The following is a 16775-nucleotide window of genomic DNA, read 5'->3' as shown; positions in this document are numbered from 1 at the left end:
TATCGATTCAACTTGTTGATAATTGTAGCGGAAAAGTGAGGAAGAAGAACTAATTGCTGTGAGAGGTATTGCCTGAGGTGGATGAGCAGACCTGCCCGAAAGCAGATCTGCTGCGGCTTGATTAGCCGAGGATTTTTTCCAGATCAGCGCGAACTTCAGCAACCGGCTTGGTGCCGTCAACTTTCGCGTATTTGGTATTACCCGCTTCCGCTTCTTTGGAGTAGTAGCCGATCAGCGGTGCTGTCATCTGATGGTATTCAACCAGACGTTTACGTACGGTCTCTTCCTGATCGTCTTTACGGGTAGTCAGTTCTTCACCGGTAACGTCGTCTTTACCTTCTACTTTCGGCGGATTGAATTTAACGTGATAAACACGACCAGACGGCGCGTGAACGCGGCGACCGACGATACGGTCAACGATCAGTTCGTCCGGTACGTCGAATTCCAGAACGTAATCAACATTGATGCCCGCTTCTTTCATCGCGTCTGCCTGCGGAATGGTACGCGGGAAGCCGTCCAACAGGAAACCATTACGGCAGTCTTCCTGAGCAATGCGCTCTTTAACCAGCGCGATCACCAGTTCGTCGGTGACCAGTTTGCCAGCATCCATAATGTCTTTTGCTTGTTTACCCAGCTCGGAGCCAGATTTGACCGCAGCACGCAGCATATCGCCAGTGGAGATTTGCGGAATACCATATTTCTCCATGATGAACTGAGCCTGAGTCCCTTTCCCCGCGCCCGGAGCGCCAAGCAGAATGATACGCATTGCGAAAATCCCCTTAAAATGTGTCGAATTTTTTGAAAAAGCGATAAACGATACCACCATCAGGCGATTGCCTCAAGAAAGGCACCAGGGGCTGAAACGGTTAATGGCGAGATAATTTGCGGAAAGTGCAGATAATGAAAAGAAAAATGCCGGATGACACGAAGGTCATCCGGCATTACATCAGGAAACCAGCAGCTGGTTCATACGACGAATAAACAGGTTCGGATCTTCCAGCGTGCCGCGTTCTGCCAGCAGTGCCTGATCCAGCAGCAGTTCTACCCACTCGCTGAACTTCGCTTCATCTTCAGTATCTGCCGCACGTTTCACCAGTACGTGATCCGGGTTCAGTTCGAAGATGTATTTCACTTCTGGCACTTTCTGGCCCGCCGCAGCGAACAGTTTCGCCATCTGAGTGCTCATTTCGTCCGCGTCGGTCGAAACGATCGCTGGCGTATCGGTCAGACGGTGAGTCAGACGGACATCTTTCACGCGCTCGCCGAGCAGGGCTTTCACACGGTCGATGAACGGAGTCAGTGCTTTCTCCGCTTCTTTCGCGCTCTCATCAACTTCGTCAGCCAGTTTTTCCAGCGACTCGTCAACTTTAGACACCGACTGGAACGGTTTACCGTCGAACTCAGTCAGATAGTTCATCATCCACTCATCGATGCGGTCGGAAAGCAGCAGAACTTCGATGCCTTTCTTACGCAGCAGTTCCAGGTGCGGGCTGCTCTTCGCTGCCGCATAGCTGTCTGCAGTGATGTAGTAGATTTTCTCCTGCCCTTCTTTCATGCGGGAAACGTAGTCTTCCAGAGACACGGTCTGCGCAGAAGAATCGGTATGAGTAGAAGCAAAACGCAGCAGTTTGGCGATCGCTTCCTGGTTAGCGAAATCTTCCGCCGGACCTTCTTTCAGTACCAGGCCAAACTGTTGCCAGAAGGTCTGGTATTTTTCCGCGTCGTCTTTCGCCAGTTTTTCCAGCATTTGCAGCACACGCTTGGTCAGCGCATTGCGCAGGTTACGCGTTACCGTGCTGTCCTGGAGGATTTCACGGGAAACGTTCAGCGGCAGATCGCTGGAGTCAATCAGACCACGCACGAAGCGCAGATAGTTCGGCATGAACTGTTCTGCGTCGTCCATGATGAACACACGCTGAACATACAGTTTCAGGCCGTGTTTATGATCGCGGTTCCACATATCCCACGGAGCCTGGGACGGAATGTACAGCAGGCTGGTGTACTCCTGCTTACCTTCAACACGGTTGTGGCTCCAGGTCAGCGGATCGTTAAAGTCGTGGGCGATGTGTTTGTAGAACTCTTTGTACTCTTCATCGGTGATTTCCGACTTGTTACGAGTCCACAGCGCCTGCGCTTTGTTAATTTTCTCCCAGGAGATAACGGTTTCGCCGTCTTTCTCTTCGCGTTTTTCGATCTCTACCGGCAGCGCGATATGGTCGGAGTATTTGCTGATGATGGAACGCACGCGCCAGTCATCGAGGAACTCGTCTTCGCCTTCACGCAGATGCAGGGTGATTTCAGTACCACGATCTTCTTTGGTGATGTCGGCAACGGTGTATTCACCTTCGCCAGCCGATTCCCAGAAGACGCCGTTTTCTGGTTTTTCGCCTGCCGCGCGAGTACGCACGGTCACTTTGTCGGCCACGATAAACGCAGAGTAGAAACCAACACCAAACTGACCGATCAGCTGGCTGTCTTTCGCCTGGTCAGAACCCAGGGATTCGAGGAATGATTTGGTACCGGATTTAGCGATAGTCCCCAGATGGTCAATCACTTCGTCGCGGGTCATCCCCACGCCGTTATCGGAGATGGTCAGCGTGCGCTTGTCTTTATCGAAAGAGACACGAACGCGCAGTTCGCCATCACCTTCGTACAGGTCCGGGTTAGAGAGCGCACGGAAACGCAACTTGTCCGCCGCATCGGAGGCGTTAGAGATAAGCTCACGCAGGAAGATTTCTTTATTGGAATAGAGAGAATGGATCATCAGGTGCAGAAGCTGTTTCACTTCTGACTGAAAACCACGAGTTTCTTGTCCTTTCATGTAGGTCTACCTCAATAATGCCATTTTAAGGTTAAAAACAGGATGAGGGAGAGATGGGGACAAGGGAGAATAATTTCAAGCGAGAGCAGGTGATCCTGCTCTCGTTTGCTTAAAAACGAATCTTATGACGCCCGGCAAGGGAGTGTGACAGCGTGGTGCCATCGACCATTTCCAGCTCGCCGCCAACCGGTACGCCATGAGCGATTCGGCTGGCTTCCACGTCATATTGCGCGCAAAGCTCGGCAATGTAGTTAGCGGTAGCTTCACCTTCAACCGTAGGGTTGGTGGCGAGGATCACTTCAGTGATTTTTTCCTCTGCCAGACGCTGTTCCAGACGATCAAGGCCGATATCATCCGGACCGATGCCGTCCAGCGGTGACAGATGTCCCATCAACACAAAATAACGACCTGAAAACTGCCCCGTCTGCTCAATGGCGTAAATGTCCGCCGGACTCTCCACCACGCAGATTTGACCGTTTTCCTGACGACGCGGATTCGAACAGATGTTACAGACTTCCTGTTCGGTGAAGGTGCGGCAATCGGCGCAGTGGCCGATTTCCGACATCGCCCGGGTGAGCGCCTGCGCCAGACGCATCCCGCCGCTACGATCGCGCTGAAGCAGCGTGAACGCCATACGCTGCGCCGACTTCGGGCCAACGCCCGGCAGACAGCGCAGTGCTTCCATAAGCTGTGTTAACAGCGGGCTGGTTTGCATCAGAACGGCATCTTAAAGCCAGGCGGCAGCTGCATTCCGGAGGATACAGAGGCCATTTTTTCTTTCTGCGTTTCTTCAATACGACGTGCTGCGTCGTTGAATGCTGCAGCCACCAGGTCTTCCAGCATCTCTTTGTCGTCTTCCAGCAGGCTCGGGTCGATCTCTACGCGACGGCAGTTGTGTGCACCGTTGATGGTCACTTTTACCAGACCTGCGCCAGATTCGCCGGTGACTTCCAGCTGCGCGATCTCTTCCTGCATTTTCTGCATTTTTTCTTGCATCTGCTGGGCTTGCTTCATCAGGTTACCCAGACCGCCTTTACCAAACATAGGTTTCTCTCTCAATCACGTTAAGGATGACGAACGTAAGCTGTGCTTACGATCAAATGGGGCGGATACTTTCTTCATCCAGCTCCGCATCGAAGAATCGACGCAGGGTCTGAATATTATTATCCGCAATAATGGACTCGCGCGCCTGCGCAAGTTTTTCTTCGTATATCGCCTGACGCCACTCCAGCGGCGTACGCACCGCGGGATTATCATCTTCAACGATAGTCAGTTCAACCGTTGAACCTTTTAACATGCTCAACGCTTCAGCCAGTTTTTGCTGTGCACCGCGGTTGTTCAAATGCCGCTGAGAGGAGCGCAAATGCAGACATACTGCGTTGTCGCTCTCCTCTTTCCAGGCATTTAACGCCACCTGTTCGACCAGTTTTGGTAGCGAAAGTTGGCTCACCTGTGCCGCCCACGCGTCGCGCTCAATGGCTTCTGCCGCCAGCTTCGCCGCCAGTTCCGGCGTTTTTTCATGTTCCAGCGCTTTTTTCAGCGCCTTCGGTGTGGCGACCACTTCTTTTTGCTGCATCACTGGAGTGGTCGCCTTCCAGCGATACGCTTCTTTTTTAGCTGGCGCTTTTTCCAGCGCCGATGGCACCGGACGCGCCTGAACGCGATCTGTGACCGAAGCCAGTCTTTCCAGCGCAGCGTTATTCACCGGCCGCGCGCGGGTAGCGGCTGCCGGTTCACTCTTTTTTGCTTTGGTTGCTCCCTGCACGCGCTGCAACTGCTGGCGCGCCGCCAGCACCTGGCTGGTGGTTTCCGGGAGCGGTACAGTCGGTGCCTGCTGCGGCGCTGATTGCGGTTGCGGCGGCACCTGGGTTGGCGTCATTACTGCCGTTGGCGCGACGGGTGCAAAGGACTGGCGTGGCACTTCTGGCTCAGGCAGCGGCATACGCGGATGGAACGCCAGCGCGCGCAGCAGCGTCATCTCAACGCCCATGCGGCGGTCCGGCGCATACGGTAATTCTTTGCGACCAATCAACAGCGTCTGATAGTAAAGCTGAATATCCGTCGGCGGTATGGTGCGCGCCAGTTCACGCATCCGCAGCTCGATGGCGGCCATGTCGTTGCCAAGTGCAGCAGGCGAAAGTTGTACCATCGCAATACGATGCAACAGGCCGAGCATTTCCACCAGCAACGCTTCCCACTCGATACCACGGGCAGCGGCTTCATTAATCAGCGCCATTACGCGCTCGCCGTTGGCCTCGACCATCGCTTCAACCAGCGACAGCGCCTGATCGTCGTCAAGCGTACCCAGCATCGCACTGACCGCCTGGGTTGAAACCTGGCCGTCACCGCTGGCAATCGCCTGGTCGGTCAGACTTAAGGCATCTCGCAGGCTGCCTTCAGCGGCGCGCGCCAGCAATTGCAGCGCCCGCGGCTCGTGAGCGATATGTTCTTCATTGAGGATGTGCTCAAGTTGATGACGAATTTGCTCGACATCCAGCGCCTTGAGATGAAATTGCAAACAGCGCGACAAAATCGTCACCGGCAATTTCTGTGGATCGGTCGTCGCCAGCAGAAACTTAACGTGCTCCGGCGGCTCTTCAAGGGTTTTTAACAGTGCGTTAAAGCTGTGGCGCGACAGCATATGCACTTCGTCGATGAGATAAACTTTGAAACGACCGCGCGCCGGAGCGTACTGGACGTTATCCAGCAGGTCGCGGGTATCTTCAACTTTGGTGCGCGAGGCGGCGTCGATTTCAATCAGATCGACAAAGCGCCCCTGCTCGATTTCACGACAGTTATCGCACACGCCGCACGGCGTCGCGGTAATGCCGGTTTCGCAGTTTAGCCCCTTCGCCAGCAGTCGGGCGATAGAGGTTTTTCCGACGCCACGGGTACCGGAAAAAAGATAAGCATGATGAATACGCCCTAACGACAAGCCGTTCGCCAGTGCGGTCAGCACATGTTCCTGGCCGACGACGTCAGCAAAGGTTTGTGGGCGCCATTTTCGGGCTAAGACCTGATAACTCATTGGCAGGCTCTGAAACGCTGGAAGGTGGATTCACGAAGGGGTAATGCTAACACAGCCCCGTCAGAACGGCGAGGCTGAATGCACATCTTGTGCTGTCCGTAGCGTGGGCAGCACAAGACTGGCGATAATTAATGGCCCGGGAACGGGACAAGGCTGTAGCTGGTAATGCCCTGTTTTTCGAGACGCTGTTCGCCGCCGAGATCGAACAGGTTGATAATGAACGCAGCGTCAGCCACTTCACCACCCAGACGACGGATCAGTTTAACGGTCGCTTCGATAGTGCCGCCGGTTGCCAGCAGATCGTCCACCACCAGAACTTTGTCGCCCGGTTTGATGGCATCAACGTGGATCTCCAGCTGATCGGTGCCGTATTCCAGATCGTAAGTTTCACTGATAGTTTCACGCGGCAGTTTGCCCGGTTTACGGACCGGTACAAAGCCAACGCCCAACCCCAGAGCTACCGGAGCGCCAAACAAGAAGCCACGCGCTTCGGTGCCGACAACTTTGGTAATGCCCGCATTTTTGTAACGCTCAACCAGCAAGTCGATGCTGAGAGCGTAAGCTTTCGGGTCTTCCAGTAAGCTGGTGACATCGCGGAAAAGAATGCCGGGTTTTGGGTAGTCCTGAATGCTTTTGATGCTATTTTTGAGATACTCAAGCTGCTGTGCAGTCGCGGTCATAAGTGTATGCCTGCTTGTTACGGTGGTACTCACGGCGCGTTTTAAACGTATCAAAAGTAACAGTTGTTTAACCTTTGACCGCCTGCGCCTGTGCTCGAAAACGCCAGAATGTACTGGCTGTACGCAATAATTGCAACTGCGATTGTTGTGCTTCAGTGCTTTTCTTGCTTTTCATCAATCACCGGAATTCGCCACATATAGAAAAGCAAACAGGCGAGAATTACCAGCAACATGATGCGCACCCATGGCATCTGGACGAACCACAGAGAAATGGCAAACGTGAGCAAAATAAGCAAAATCGCCCGCGGTTTGACGCCGCGCGGCATCGCATGATGTTTCTGCCAGAAACGTAGATAGCTGCCAAACCATGAGCGGTACAGCAACCAGGCGTGAAAGCGCGGGGAAGAACGGGCAAAGCACCAGGCCGCCAGCAGGATAAACGGCGTCGTCGGTAATACCGGTAATACCACGCCCAGCGTACCCAGCACTACCGCCAGCCAGCCAATGATGATTAAAATGATTCGTTGCATATTGAGTGTTGTCAGCTTACAGAGTGGCTACTTTAGCATAACAATTATCATTTTCATTGAGGTCTTATCGTGAAAACCGCCCTGCTGCTGGAAAAACTGGAAGGACAGCTCGCTACGCTGCGTCAGCGTTGTGCCCCGGTGTCACAGTTCGCCACGCTAAGTGCTCGTTTCGACAGGCATCTTTTTCAGACTCGTGCGACAACACTACAGGCTTGTCTCGACGAGGCGGGCGATAATCTGGCTGCGCTTCGTCATGCAGTTGAGCAGCAACAGCTGCCGCAAGTGGCCTGGCTGGCGGAACATCTGGCGGCACAACTGGAAGCCATCGCGCGTGAAGCCTCCGCCTGGTCATTGCGCGAGTGGGACAGTGCGCCACCGAAAATTGCCCGCTGGCAGCGTAAACGTATTCAGCATCAGGATTTTGAGCGGCGGCTACGTGAGATGGTTGCCGAACGCAGAGCCCGCCTGGCGCGGGTGACCGATCTCGTGGAACAGCAAACGCTGCATCGTGAAGTGGAAGCCTATGAAGCGCGCCTGGCACGCTGCCGCCATGCGCTGGAAAAAATCGAAAACAGGTTAGCGCGTTTAACCCGCTAGCAATGGAGAGAGTATGTCACTGGAAAATGCCCCCGACGATGTCAAACTGGCCGTCGATTTAATTGTGCTGCTGGAAGAAAATCAGATCCCAGCCCGCACCGTGCTGCGCGCGCTGGATATTGTAAAACGCGATTATGAAAAGAAATTAACGCGCGATGATGAGGCGGAAAAGTGAGAAATAAATGGGGTGGCTAAATGTCCCCTAAGGTTGCGGGCAAACGCAAAACTGCCTGATGCGCTACGCTTATCAGGCCTACACCGATCCTGCAATATATTGAATTTTTGCGGTTTCGTAGGCCGGATAAGGCGGTCACGCCGCATCCGGCATGAACAACGCGCACTTTGTTAGCAATCTCGGGGCAACAAAATGTCGCCCCCTTTCGTTATTACCCTACCGCTGGCGTCGGATCGTCGCCTTTGTAGTCGCGTTTTACTTCCGTCACCTCATCGCCCTTCTCGTTGTGCAGATGCACTTCAAGCTGGTTAAAGGCAATGTTGATGTCGTTTTCACGGCACAGCTGATCGATAGTACGGTTCAGCTCATCGACAGTACGACTACGGTCACGCAGTTCACGCACATACAGACGCAGCTCATGATCCAACGTGCTGGCACCAAATGCCGTAAAGAAGACTTCCGGCATTGGTTCGTGCATCACCCTTGGGTGCTCAGTCGCCGCCTTCAGTAACACTTTACGCACTTTTTCCAGATCGGAGCCATAGGCCACGCCGAGACGGATCACCAGACGCGTAGTAGTGTCAGTCAACGACCAGTTGATCAGACGCTCGGTAACAAACGCTTTGTTCGGGATGATCACTTCTTTGCGATCGAAATCGGTAATCGTTGTCGCACGAATACGGATCTTACTTACTGTCCCCGAGAAGCTACCAATGGTTACCGTATCGCCAATACGCACCGGACGTTCGAACAGAATGATCAAACCGGAGACGAAGTTACCGAAAATTTCTTGTAAACCAAAACCAAGACCTACGGATAATGCTGCTGCCAGCCACTGGAGTTTATCCCAAGAGACGCCCAGCGATCCGAACACCGTCATCGCACCAACAGCAATAATGATGTAGTTAAGGATGGTAGTAATGGCATACGACGCGCCCTGGCGCATATTCAGTCGCGAGAGCACCAGCACTTCCAGCAAACCAGGCAGGTTGCGAATCAACGCCCAGGCCACCATTGAGGCGATAATCGCAAACAACAGACTACCCATGGTGACGTTTTTCACCACCGCAGCACCAGCTTCAGTACCGTTGTAATGCCACAGCGTAATGCTGTCGAGATAGCTGAACACGGTGATCAAATCGGACCAAATTGCCCAGAACATGACACCGAACAGCGCAAACATCAGCAACATGGTAATACGCAGCGTCTGCTGGTTAACCTGCTCCAGTGCAATGGTGGGTTCTTCCGGCGGTTCGGCACCTTCTGCGCCCTCTTTCACCAGATTCTGCCGACGCGCCAGCGCACGACGCCAGGCGATACGCCGCGCCGCTACGCTTAAGCCGCGCAATACCGTCTGGTAGAGCAAGTTCCAGATGATCACCAGATAAACGGTTTCAATCCAACGCCCGGAGAGGCGCAGCGTGGTGTAGAAATAACCCGTGGCAGTCAGCACCATCAATGCAATCGGGATAATCGACAGCACGGTAATGGTGACCAGTCGCATGGTGTGCGACTCTTTATCACGCCAGCTTTCGCGGCACATTGGCCATACCAGGAAGGCAATCAGCAGCAGGTTGAAGAAAATCATCGCCTGCCCCAGCACATCATCCATCAGATGCAGCGGGGAAAGTTCTGCCACCACAGACCAGAAATGGATAGGCAGCAACGCGAGACTGATGCGGACAATTTGCCGACGCCAGTGGCTGGTCTGCTGTTCCGGCATGCCGAAGTGACGCACGGCAACGCCGTTCTTCTCCAGCACTTTCCAGCACAGGCCAAACACCAGCCAGAAAATCGCCAGTTTTTTGCTGAACGACCATAGCAGTTCGCTGATGTTGAGCTGCATGGTCAACAGAATCAGGCCAACCGCGAGAATAATCAGGCACACCGGCAGTGCACGGATCAGGTCGATAAGGATCGCTTTTGGTGTGTTGAGCTGGCTGTCGTTACGCAGGGAACCCACAGCGGAAGCCAGTTTTTGTTGATACGCTTTCAGCCACCCCAGACGCCAGTGGATCAGCCCGGCAATCAACAGCAGCGGCAAACCAGCGAGGAAAGCGATAAAAACGGCGGGCCAGGCTTTTTCCCAGTTAACCGTAATTTTCATCGACTTAAATTCATCTTTCAGGCTTTGCGGGAACGCTTTGATCCAGTCCCAGTCCATTGGACGGTTACTGTTCACCCAAAAGATTTGCTGAGTCAGGATGGATTTCAGGTTTTTCGACACACTCATTAACTGCTGCTGGTTGATTTGCAGGTTAATGGCCATCATCAGCTGGTTACCCAACTGTTTGTTGAGTTGATCCAGCAATTCGCGACGCATATCAACCACTTGCAATAACGCATCGTGAACTTCGCTGTTGACTTCGTTGGTGTGACCTTCTTCCAGTTTGTTGACGAACGCATCGCTCTGGAAGAGTGCATCACGCTGCTGGTTAACTTCAAACTGTTCGAGACGCAAATCCGCGATGCGGTTGGTCATGTTTTCCAGTTCATCCGCCGAGGGCAGCGTTTGTTGTTGCTGGTAAAGGATACGAGACAACAGCAGGCTGCCCTTCAGGACGGCAATCTGCTCTTTAATATTGCGTTCCGATTGCAGCGCCCGCTCCAGCCAGTTTTTGACTTTAATGTTTTGCTGCATCAACTGATTACCGTTTTCAGTCGCGGTAATCAGACGCTGACTTAACTGCTGGTTAATTTCCAGTTCCTGCTTCACCAGCGGATTAGCCTGAATACGCGCGGCTTCATCCGGGGAGACGGCTTCCTGCGCCGTTTTTTCGGTTAAAGTCAGGCGCTTGCTGTTTACCGCTTCTTGCAACAGCTGCAACTGGTGTTCCAGACGGGCGCTGTTCGCCGTCACGTAATCACGTTGCTTTTGCAAGGTATCCTGCAAGACGGTATTCCCTTCCAGGCTTTTACGCTGCTGGTCAATCTCCGCATTCAGCAACGCCTGCTGAGCCTGCATTAACACTTTCTGGCTGGGACGTAAGGCAGTCTCGCCGACATCAGTCCCATCCAGACGACTGCGAATTTGTTGCAGCTGCTGCGAAGCGTTATACATCGCATTTTGCACGCGTTCGGGCTGCGTCTGTAACGAAACCAGCTGGCTGTTATAAGACGCCAGATCGTTTTGTGCGTTTTGCAAATCGTCCAGCGCCTGGGCAACGCGAGTTTCCAGCTGGCGCAACGAAAGCGTGCTCAGAATTTTGCGCGTTTCTTCGTCGTTATCGACATCGCTAAGTGCTGTTAACGCCGCGGTCGCCTGGCGCATTTTTTCCGGCGCTTCAGCGACTTTTTGCCGTAGCTGAACGGTCTCTTCTTTTACGCGATCGATTTTATCGAGGGTGGCTAATGTATCTGTCAGATCCTGCTGCACCAGTTTGTCCTGAGCAGAAAGATCTTTTTGTTTATTTAGTGAGTCAAGTTGCGCCTGCAGGTCCGCTTTTGTCGGCAGATCACCATTCGATGACGCCCGCGCAAACGCCGTGTTCTGGCATAACAAGACAAAAACAAAAGCAATAAATGCTGAAAAAACAAAATGCCGTGATCGTTTGTAATACTGGAACATAGTCATGATGAATGAAGGTTTCTGAACCTGAAGAACGACCTGAAAAAGTCAAACCGCAAGAATATCACGACGCAGTGAACCAGAATAGCAACGACGAAAATGTCCAGGAAAAATCCTGGAGTCAGATTCAGGGTTATTCGTTAGTGGCAGGATTACGAAGCGTGGGGCACAGGAGATACATCTCCAGTAAGATGGCAACGTAATCGCGGGCTTCTTTTTTAAGATCAAAAGATTGCGGGGCAAAGAGCCAGTTTTCCATCAGGCCGGAAATATAGCCGCGCATAATAATTGCTGCGCGACGCGTCATTAAATCCGCAGGCAACATTTTCGCTTCAATACAATGTTTTAACGTTTGTTCTATACGGTCATAACTTTCCAGACAGAGATTACGTTGTGCCTGTTGCACAACAGCCATTTCTCCGACAAATTCGCATTTGTGGAATATAATCTCCATCAATAATCGACGCCGTTCTTCTGTCACCGTGGATTCAAGAACATGAATTAATATCTCTCTTAATACTGAGAGTGGATCGCCAGGGAATTTTGCCTGATACTCAAGCTCTAGTTCACCAATATTGGATTCTGACAGTTCCCAGATCTCACTGAACAAATCCGACTTGTCTTTAAAATGCCAGTAGATTGCACCGCGCGTAACGCCAGCTGCTTTTGCAATCTCGCCCAGCGAGGTGGATGATACCCCCTGCTGTGAGAAAAGACGTAGAGCCACATCGAGGATGTGTTGGCGCGTTTCTTGCGCTTCTTGTTTGGTTTTTCGTGCCATATGTTCGTGAATTTACAGGCGTTAGATTTACATACATTTGTGAATGTATGTACCATAGCACGACGATAATATAAACGCAGCAATGGGTTTATTAACTTTTGACCATTGACCAATTTGAAATCGGACACTCGAGGTTTACATATGAACAAAAACAGAGGGTTTACGCCTCTGGCGGTCGTTCTGATGCTCTCAGGCAGCTTAGCCCTAACAGGATGTGACGACAAACAGGCCCAACAAGGTGGCCAGCAGATGCCCGCCGTTGGCGTAGTAACAGTCAAAACTGAACCTCTGCAGATCACAACCGAGCTTCCGGGTCGCACCAGTGCCTACCGGATCGCAGAAGTTCGTCCTCAAGTTAGCGGGATTATCCTGAAGCGTAATTTCAAAGAAGGTAGCGACATCGAAGCAGGTGTCTCTCTCTATCAGATTGATCCTGCGACCTATCAGGCGACATACGACAGTGCGAAAGGTGATCTGGCGAAAGCCCAGGCTGCAGCCAATATCGCGCAATTGACGGTGAATCGTTATCAGAAACTGCTCGGTACTCAGTACATCAGTAAGCAAGAGTACGATCAGGCTCTGGCTGATGCGCAACAGGCGAATGCTGCGGTAACTGCGGCGAAAGCTGCCGTTGAAACTGCGCGGATCAATCTGGCTTACACCAAAGTCACCTCTCCGATTAGCGGTCGCATTGGTAAGTCGAACGTGACGGAAGGCGCATTGGTACAGAACGGTCAGGCGACTGCGCTGGCAACCGTGCAGCAACTTGATCCGATCTACGTTGATGTGACCCAGTCCAGCAACGACTTCCTGCGCCTGAAACAGGAACTGGCGAATGGCACGCTGAAACAAGAGAACGGCAAAGCCAAAGTGTCGCTGATCACCAGTGACGGCATTAAGTTCCCGCAGGACGGTACGCTGGAATTCTCTGACGTTACCGTTGATCAGACCACTGGGTCTATCACCCTACGCGCTATCTTCCCGAACCCGGATCACACTCTGCTGCCGGGTATGTTCGTGCGCGCACGTCTGGAAGAAGGGCTTAATCCAAACGCTATTTTAGTCCCGCAACAGGGCGTAACCCGTACGCCGCGTGGCGATGCCACCGTACTGGTAGTTGGCGCGGATGACAAAGTGGAAACCCGTCCGATCGTTGCAAGCCAGGCTATTGGCGATAAGTGGCTGGTGACAGAAGGTCTGAAAGCAGGCGATCGCGTAGTAATAAGTGGGCTGCAGAAAGTGCGTCCTGGTGTCCAGGTAAAAGCACAAGAAGTTACCGCTGATAATAACCAGCAAGCCGCAAGCGGTGCTCAGCCTGAACAGTCCAAGTCTTAACTTAAACAGGAGCCGTTAAGACATGCCTAATTTCTTTATCGATCGCCCGATTTTTGCGTGGGTGATCGCCATTATCATCATGTTGGCAGGGGGGCTGGCGATCCTCAAACTGCCGGTGGCGCAATATCCTACGATTGCACCGCCGGCAGTAACGATCTCCGCCTCCTACCCCGGCGCTGATGCGAAAACAGTGCAGGACACGGTGACACAGGTTATCGAACAGAATATGAACGGTATCGATAACCTGATGTACATGTCCTCTAACAGTGACTCCACGGGTACCGTGCAGATCACCCTGACCTTTGAGTCTGGTACTGATGCGGATATCGCGCAGGTTCAGGTGCAGAACAAACTGCAGCTGGCGATGCCGTTGCTGCCGCAAGAAGTTCAGCAGCAAGGTGTGAGCGTTGAGAAATCATCCAGCAGCTTCCTGATGGTTGTCGGCGTTATCAACACCGATGGCACCATGACGCAGGAGGATATCTCCGACTACGTGGCGGCGAATATGAAAGATGCCATCAGCCGTACGTCTGGCGTGGGTGACGTTCAGTTGTTCGGTTCACAGTACGCGATGCGTATCTGGATGAACCCGAATGAACTGAACAAATTCCAGCTAACACCGGTTGATGTTATTACCGCCATCAAAGCGCAGAACGCCCAGGTTGCGGCGGGTCAGCTCGGTGGTACGCCGCCGGTGAAAGGCCAACAGCTTAACGCCTCTATTATTGCTCAGACGCGTCTGACCTCTACTGAAGAGTTTGGCAAAATCCTGCTGAAAGTGAATCAGGATGGTTCCCGCGTGCTGCTGCGTGATGTGGCGAAGATTGAGCTGGGTGGTGAGAACTACGACATCATCGCAGAGTTTAACGGCCAACCGGCTTCCGGTCTGGGGATCAAGCTGGCGACCGGTGCAAACGCGCTGGATACCGCTGCGGCAATCCGTGCTGAACTGGCGAAGATGGAACCGTTCTTCCCGTCGGGTCTGAAAATTGTTTACCCGTACGACACCACGCCGTTCGTGAAAATCTCTATTCACGAAGTGGTTAAAACGCTGGTCGAAGCGATCATCCTCGTGTTCCTGGTTATGTATCTGTTCCTGCAGAACTTCCGCGCGACGTTGATTCCGACCATTGCCGTACCGGTGGTATTGCTCGGGACCTTTGCCGTCCTTGCCGCCTTTGGCTTCTCGATAAACACGCTAACAATGTTCGGGATGGTGCTCGCCATCGGCCTGTTGGTGGATGACGCTATCGTTGTGGTAGAAAACGTTGAGCGTGTGATGGCGGAAGAAGGTTTGCCGCCAAAAGAAGCCACCCGTAAGTCGATGGGGCAGATTCAGGGCGCTCTGGTCGGTATCGCGATGGTACTGTCGGCGGTATTCGTACCGATGGCCTTCTTTGGCGGTTCTACTGGTGCTATCTATCGTCAGTTCTCTATTACCATTGTTTCAGCAATGGCGCTGTCGGTACTGGTGGCGTTGATCCTGACTCCAGCTCTTTGTGCCACCATGCTGAAACCGATTGCCAAAGGCGATCACGGGGAAGGTAAAAAAGGCTTCTTCGGCTGGTTTAACCGCATGTTCGAGAAGAGCACGCACCACTACACCGACAGCGTAGGCGGTATTCTGCGCAGTACGGGGCGTTACCTGGTGCTGTATCTGATCATCGTGGTCGGCATGGCCTATCTGTTCGTGCGTCTGCCAAGCTCCTTCTTGCCAGATGAGGACCAGGGCGTGTTTATGACCATGGTTCAGCTGCCAGCAGGTGCAACGCAGGAACGTACACAGAAAGTGCTCAATGAGGTAACGCATTACTATCTGACCAAAGAAAAGAACAACGTTGAGTCGGTGTTCGCCGTTAACGGCTTCGGCTTTGCGGGACGTGGTCAGAATACCGGTATTGCGTTCGTTTCCTTGAAGGACTGGGCCGATCGTCCGGGCGAAGAAAACAAAGTTGAAGCGATTACCATGCGTGCAACACGCGCTTTCTCGCAAATCAAAGATGCGATGGTTTTCGCCTTTAACCTGCCCGCAATCGTGGAACTGGGTACCGCAACCGGCTTTGACTTTGAGCTGATTGACCAGGCTGGCCTTGGTCACGAAAAACTGACTCAGGCGCGTAACCAGTTGCTTGCAGAAGCAGCGAAGCACCCTGATATGTTGACCAGCGTACGTCCAAACGGTCTGGAAGATACCCCGCAGTTTAAGATTGATATCGACCAGGAAAAAGCGCAGGCGCTGGGTGTTTCTATCAACGACATTAACACCACTCTGGGCGCTGCATGGGGCGGCAGCTATGTGAACGACTTTATCGACCGCGGTCGTGTGAAGAAAGTTTACGTCATGTCAGAAGCAAAATACCGTATGCTGCCGGATGATATCGGCGACTGGTATGTTCGTGCTGCTGATGGTCAGATGGTGCCATTCTCGGCGTTCTCCTCTTCTCGTTGGGAGTACGGTTCGCCGCGTCTGGAACGTTACAACGGCCTGCCATCCATGGAAATCTTAGGCCAGGCGGCACCGGGTAAAAGTACCGGTGAAGCAATGGAGCTGATGGAACAACTGGCGAGCAAACTGCCTACCGGTGTTGGCTATGACTGGACGGGGATGTCCTATCAGGAACGTCTCTCCGGCAACCAGGCACCTTCACTGTACGCGATTTCGTTGATTGTCGTGTTCCTGTGTCTGGCGGCGCTGTACGAGAGCTGGTCGATTCCGTTCTCCGTTATGCTGGTCGTTCCGCTGGGGGTTATCGGTGCGTTGCTGGCTGCAACCTTCCGTGGCCTGACCAATGACGTTTACTTCCAGGTAGGCCTGCTCACAACCATTGGGTTGTCGGCGAAGAACGCGATCCTTATCGTCGAATTCGCCAAAGACTTGATGGATAAAGAAGGTAAAGGTCTGATTGAAGCGACGCTTGATGCGGTGCGGATGCGTTTACGTCCGATCCTGATGACCTCGCTGGCGTTTATCCTCGGCGTTATGCCGCTGGTTATCAGTACTGGTGCTGGTTCCGGCGCGCAGAACGCAGTAGGTACCGGTGTAATGGGCGGGATGGTGACCGCAACGGTACTGGCAATCTTCTTCGTTCCGGTATTCTTTGTGGTGGTTCGCCGCCGCTTTAGCCGCAAGAATGAAGATATCGAGCACAGCCATACTGTCGATCATCATTGATACAACGTGTAATCACTAAGGCCGCGTAAGCGGCCTTTTTTATGCATAACCTACGAACATTAAGGAGTAATTGAACCACCAACTCAGG

General features: G+C 52.8%; 13 protein-coding genes and 1 other annotated feature. Of the genes, 4 read left to right on the top strand and 9 right to left on the bottom strand.

All coding sequences use genetic code 11. From position 1 onward, the window contains the following. Positions 1-121 precede the first annotated feature (121 nt). From adk to HUZ68_RS05830, 7 genes are all read right to left on the bottom strand, one after another. Entirely contained in the window at positions 122-766 is a 645-nt protein-coding gene (adk, locus tag HUZ68_RS05860; RefSeq protein ID WP_001220233.1) for an adenylate kinase, read from the bottom strand. 180 nt (positions 767-946) lie between these two features. After that, positions 947-2821 (bottom strand): molecular chaperone HtpG, encoded by a 1875-nt coding sequence (htpG, locus tag HUZ68_RS05855; protein WP_000678201.1) that lies wholly within the window; start codon positions 2819-2821, stop codon positions 947-949. A 109-nt stretch (positions 2822-2930) separates the two neighbouring features. Further along, the gene (gene recR, locus HUZ68_RS05850) at positions 2931-3536 is read right to left on the bottom strand and encodes a recombination mediator RecR (protein ID WP_001195025.1); all 606 of its coding nucleotides are present in this window, start codon (positions 3534-3536) and stop codon (positions 2931-2933) included. After that, entirely contained in the window at positions 3536-3865 is a 330-nt protein-coding gene (locus tag HUZ68_RS05845) for a YbaB/EbfC family nucleoid-associated protein (protein ID WP_000467098.1), read from the bottom strand. Before HUZ68_RS05845 ends, recR begins: the two co-directional genes overlap by 1 nt. Before the next feature lie 52 nt (positions 3866-3917). Further along, positions 3918-5849, bottom strand: coding sequence for a DNA polymerase III subunit gamma/tau (dnaX, locus tag HUZ68_RS05840; RefSeq protein WP_000122007.1), 1932 nt, complete (start codon positions 5847-5849; stop codon positions 3918-3920). Then, positions 4521-4585 (bottom strand) — a sequence feature (DnaX frameshifting element). (Overlaps the previous gene by 65 nt.) A gap of 128 nt (positions 5850-5977) precedes the next feature. Next, complete coding sequence (apt, locus tag HUZ68_RS05835) at positions 5978-6529, bottom strand: adenine phosphoribosyltransferase (RefSeq protein WP_000127356.1); 552 nt, start codon at positions 6527-6529, stop codon at positions 5978-5980. Positions 6530-6681: 152 nt separating this feature from the next. Further along, positions 6682-7059, bottom strand: a complete 378-nt coding sequence (locus HUZ68_RS05830) for a DUF454 family protein (protein WP_001188905.1) — start codon at positions 7057-7059, stop codon at positions 6682-6684. Between the two features lie 69 nt (positions 7060-7128). On the opposite strand from HUZ68_RS05830, the gene priC reads away from it, so the two are divergent. Both priC and rsmS read left to right on the top strand, forming a co-directional pair. Continuing rightward, a complete protein-coding gene (gene priC / locus HUZ68_RS05825; protein WP_000844874.1) occupies positions 7129-7656 on the top strand; it encodes a primosomal replication protein N'' in 528 nt (175 codons plus the stop codon). A 13-nt stretch (positions 7657-7669) separates the two neighbouring features. After that, complete coding sequence (gene rsmS / locus HUZ68_RS05820; RefSeq protein ID WP_000051146.1) at positions 7670-7831, top strand: pleiotropic regulatory protein RsmS; 162 nt, start codon at positions 7670-7672, stop codon at positions 7829-7831. A 211-nt stretch (positions 7832-8042) separates the two neighbouring features. Here rsmS and mscK read toward each other — a convergent pair whose 3' ends face one another. Then, positions 8043-11405 carry a mechanosensitive channel MscK gene (gene mscK / locus HUZ68_RS05815; protein ID WP_000177746.1) on the bottom strand — a complete coding sequence of 1121 codons (3363 nt, stop codon included), beginning with the start codon at positions 11403-11405 and terminating at the stop codon, positions 8043-8045. A 127-nt stretch (positions 11406-11532) separates the two neighbouring features. Continuing rightward, positions 11533-12180, bottom strand: a complete 648-nt coding sequence (gene acrR / locus HUZ68_RS05810) for a multidrug efflux transporter transcriptional repressor AcrR (RefSeq protein WP_000101737.1) — start codon at positions 12178-12180, stop codon at positions 11533-11535. A gap of 141 nt (positions 12181-12321) precedes the next feature. Here acrR and acrA point away from each other — a divergent pair, with 141 nt between their 5' ends. Together acrA and acrB are read left to right on the top strand one after the other, a co-directional pair. After that, a complete protein-coding gene (gene acrA, locus HUZ68_RS05805) occupies positions 12322-13515 on the top strand; it encodes a multidrug efflux RND transporter periplasmic adaptor subunit AcrA (RefSeq protein ID WP_001295324.1) in 1194 nt (397 codons plus the stop codon). A 22-nt stretch (positions 13516-13537) separates the two neighbouring features. Next, the gene (gene acrB, locus HUZ68_RS05800; RefSeq protein WP_001132469.1) at positions 13538-16687 is read left to right on the top strand and encodes an efflux RND transporter permease AcrB; all 3150 of its coding nucleotides are present in this window, start codon (positions 13538-13540) and stop codon (positions 16685-16687) included. The last annotated feature ends 88 nt before the right edge of the window (positions 16688-16775 follow it).

It is taken from the genome of Shigella dysenteriae (assembly GCF_022354085.1).
Taxonomy (GTDB): Bacteria; Pseudomonadota; Gammaproteobacteria; order Enterobacterales; family Enterobacteriaceae; genus Escherichia; species Escherichia coli.
The sequence above is the reverse complement of the archived record's forward strand: the minus strand, read 5'-3'. Positions and strand labels throughout refer to the sequence as shown.

Coding starts and splice junctions, on each gene's coding strand:
- dnaX (WP_000122007.1), bottom strand. CDS start 5,849: ATGAGTTATCAGGTCTTAGCCCGAAAATGGCGCCCACAAACCTTTGCT.
- rsmS (WP_000051146.1), top strand. CDS start 7,670: ATGTCACTGGAAAATGCCCCCGACGATGTCAAACTGGCCGTCGATTTA.
- HUZ68_RS05830 (WP_001188905.1), bottom strand. CDS start 7,059: ATGCAACGAATCATTTTAATCATCATTGGCTGGCTGGCGGTAGTGCTG.
- acrR (WP_000101737.1), bottom strand. CDS start 12,180: ATGGCACGAAAAACCAAACAAGAAGCGCAAGAAACGCGCCAACACATC.
- mscK (WP_000177746.1), bottom strand. CDS start 11,405: ATGACTATGTTCCAGTATTACAAACGATCACGGCATTTTGTTTTTTCA.
- htpG (WP_000678201.1), bottom strand. CDS start 2,821: ATGAAAGGACAAGAAACTCGTGGTTTTCAGTCAGAAGTGAAACAGCTT.
- acrB (WP_001132469.1), top strand. CDS start 13,538: ATGCCTAATTTCTTTATCGATCGCCCGATTTTTGCGTGGGTGATCGCC.
- adk (WP_001220233.1), bottom strand. CDS start 766: ATGCGTATCATTCTGCTTGGCGCTCCGGGCGCGGGGAAAGGGACTCAG.
- HUZ68_RS05845 (WP_000467098.1), bottom strand. CDS start 3,865: ATGTTTGGTAAAGGCGGTCTGGGTAACCTGATGAAGCAAGCCCAGCAG.
- acrA (WP_001295324.1), top strand. CDS start 12,322: ATGAACAAAAACAGAGGGTTTACGCCTCTGGCGGTCGTTCTGATGCTC.
- apt (WP_000127356.1), bottom strand. CDS start 6,529: ATGACCGCGACTGCACAGCAGCTTGAGTATCTCAAAAATAGCATCAAA.
- recR (WP_001195025.1), bottom strand. CDS start 3,536: ATGCAAACCAGCCCGCTGTTAACACAGCTTATGGAAGCACTGCGCTGT.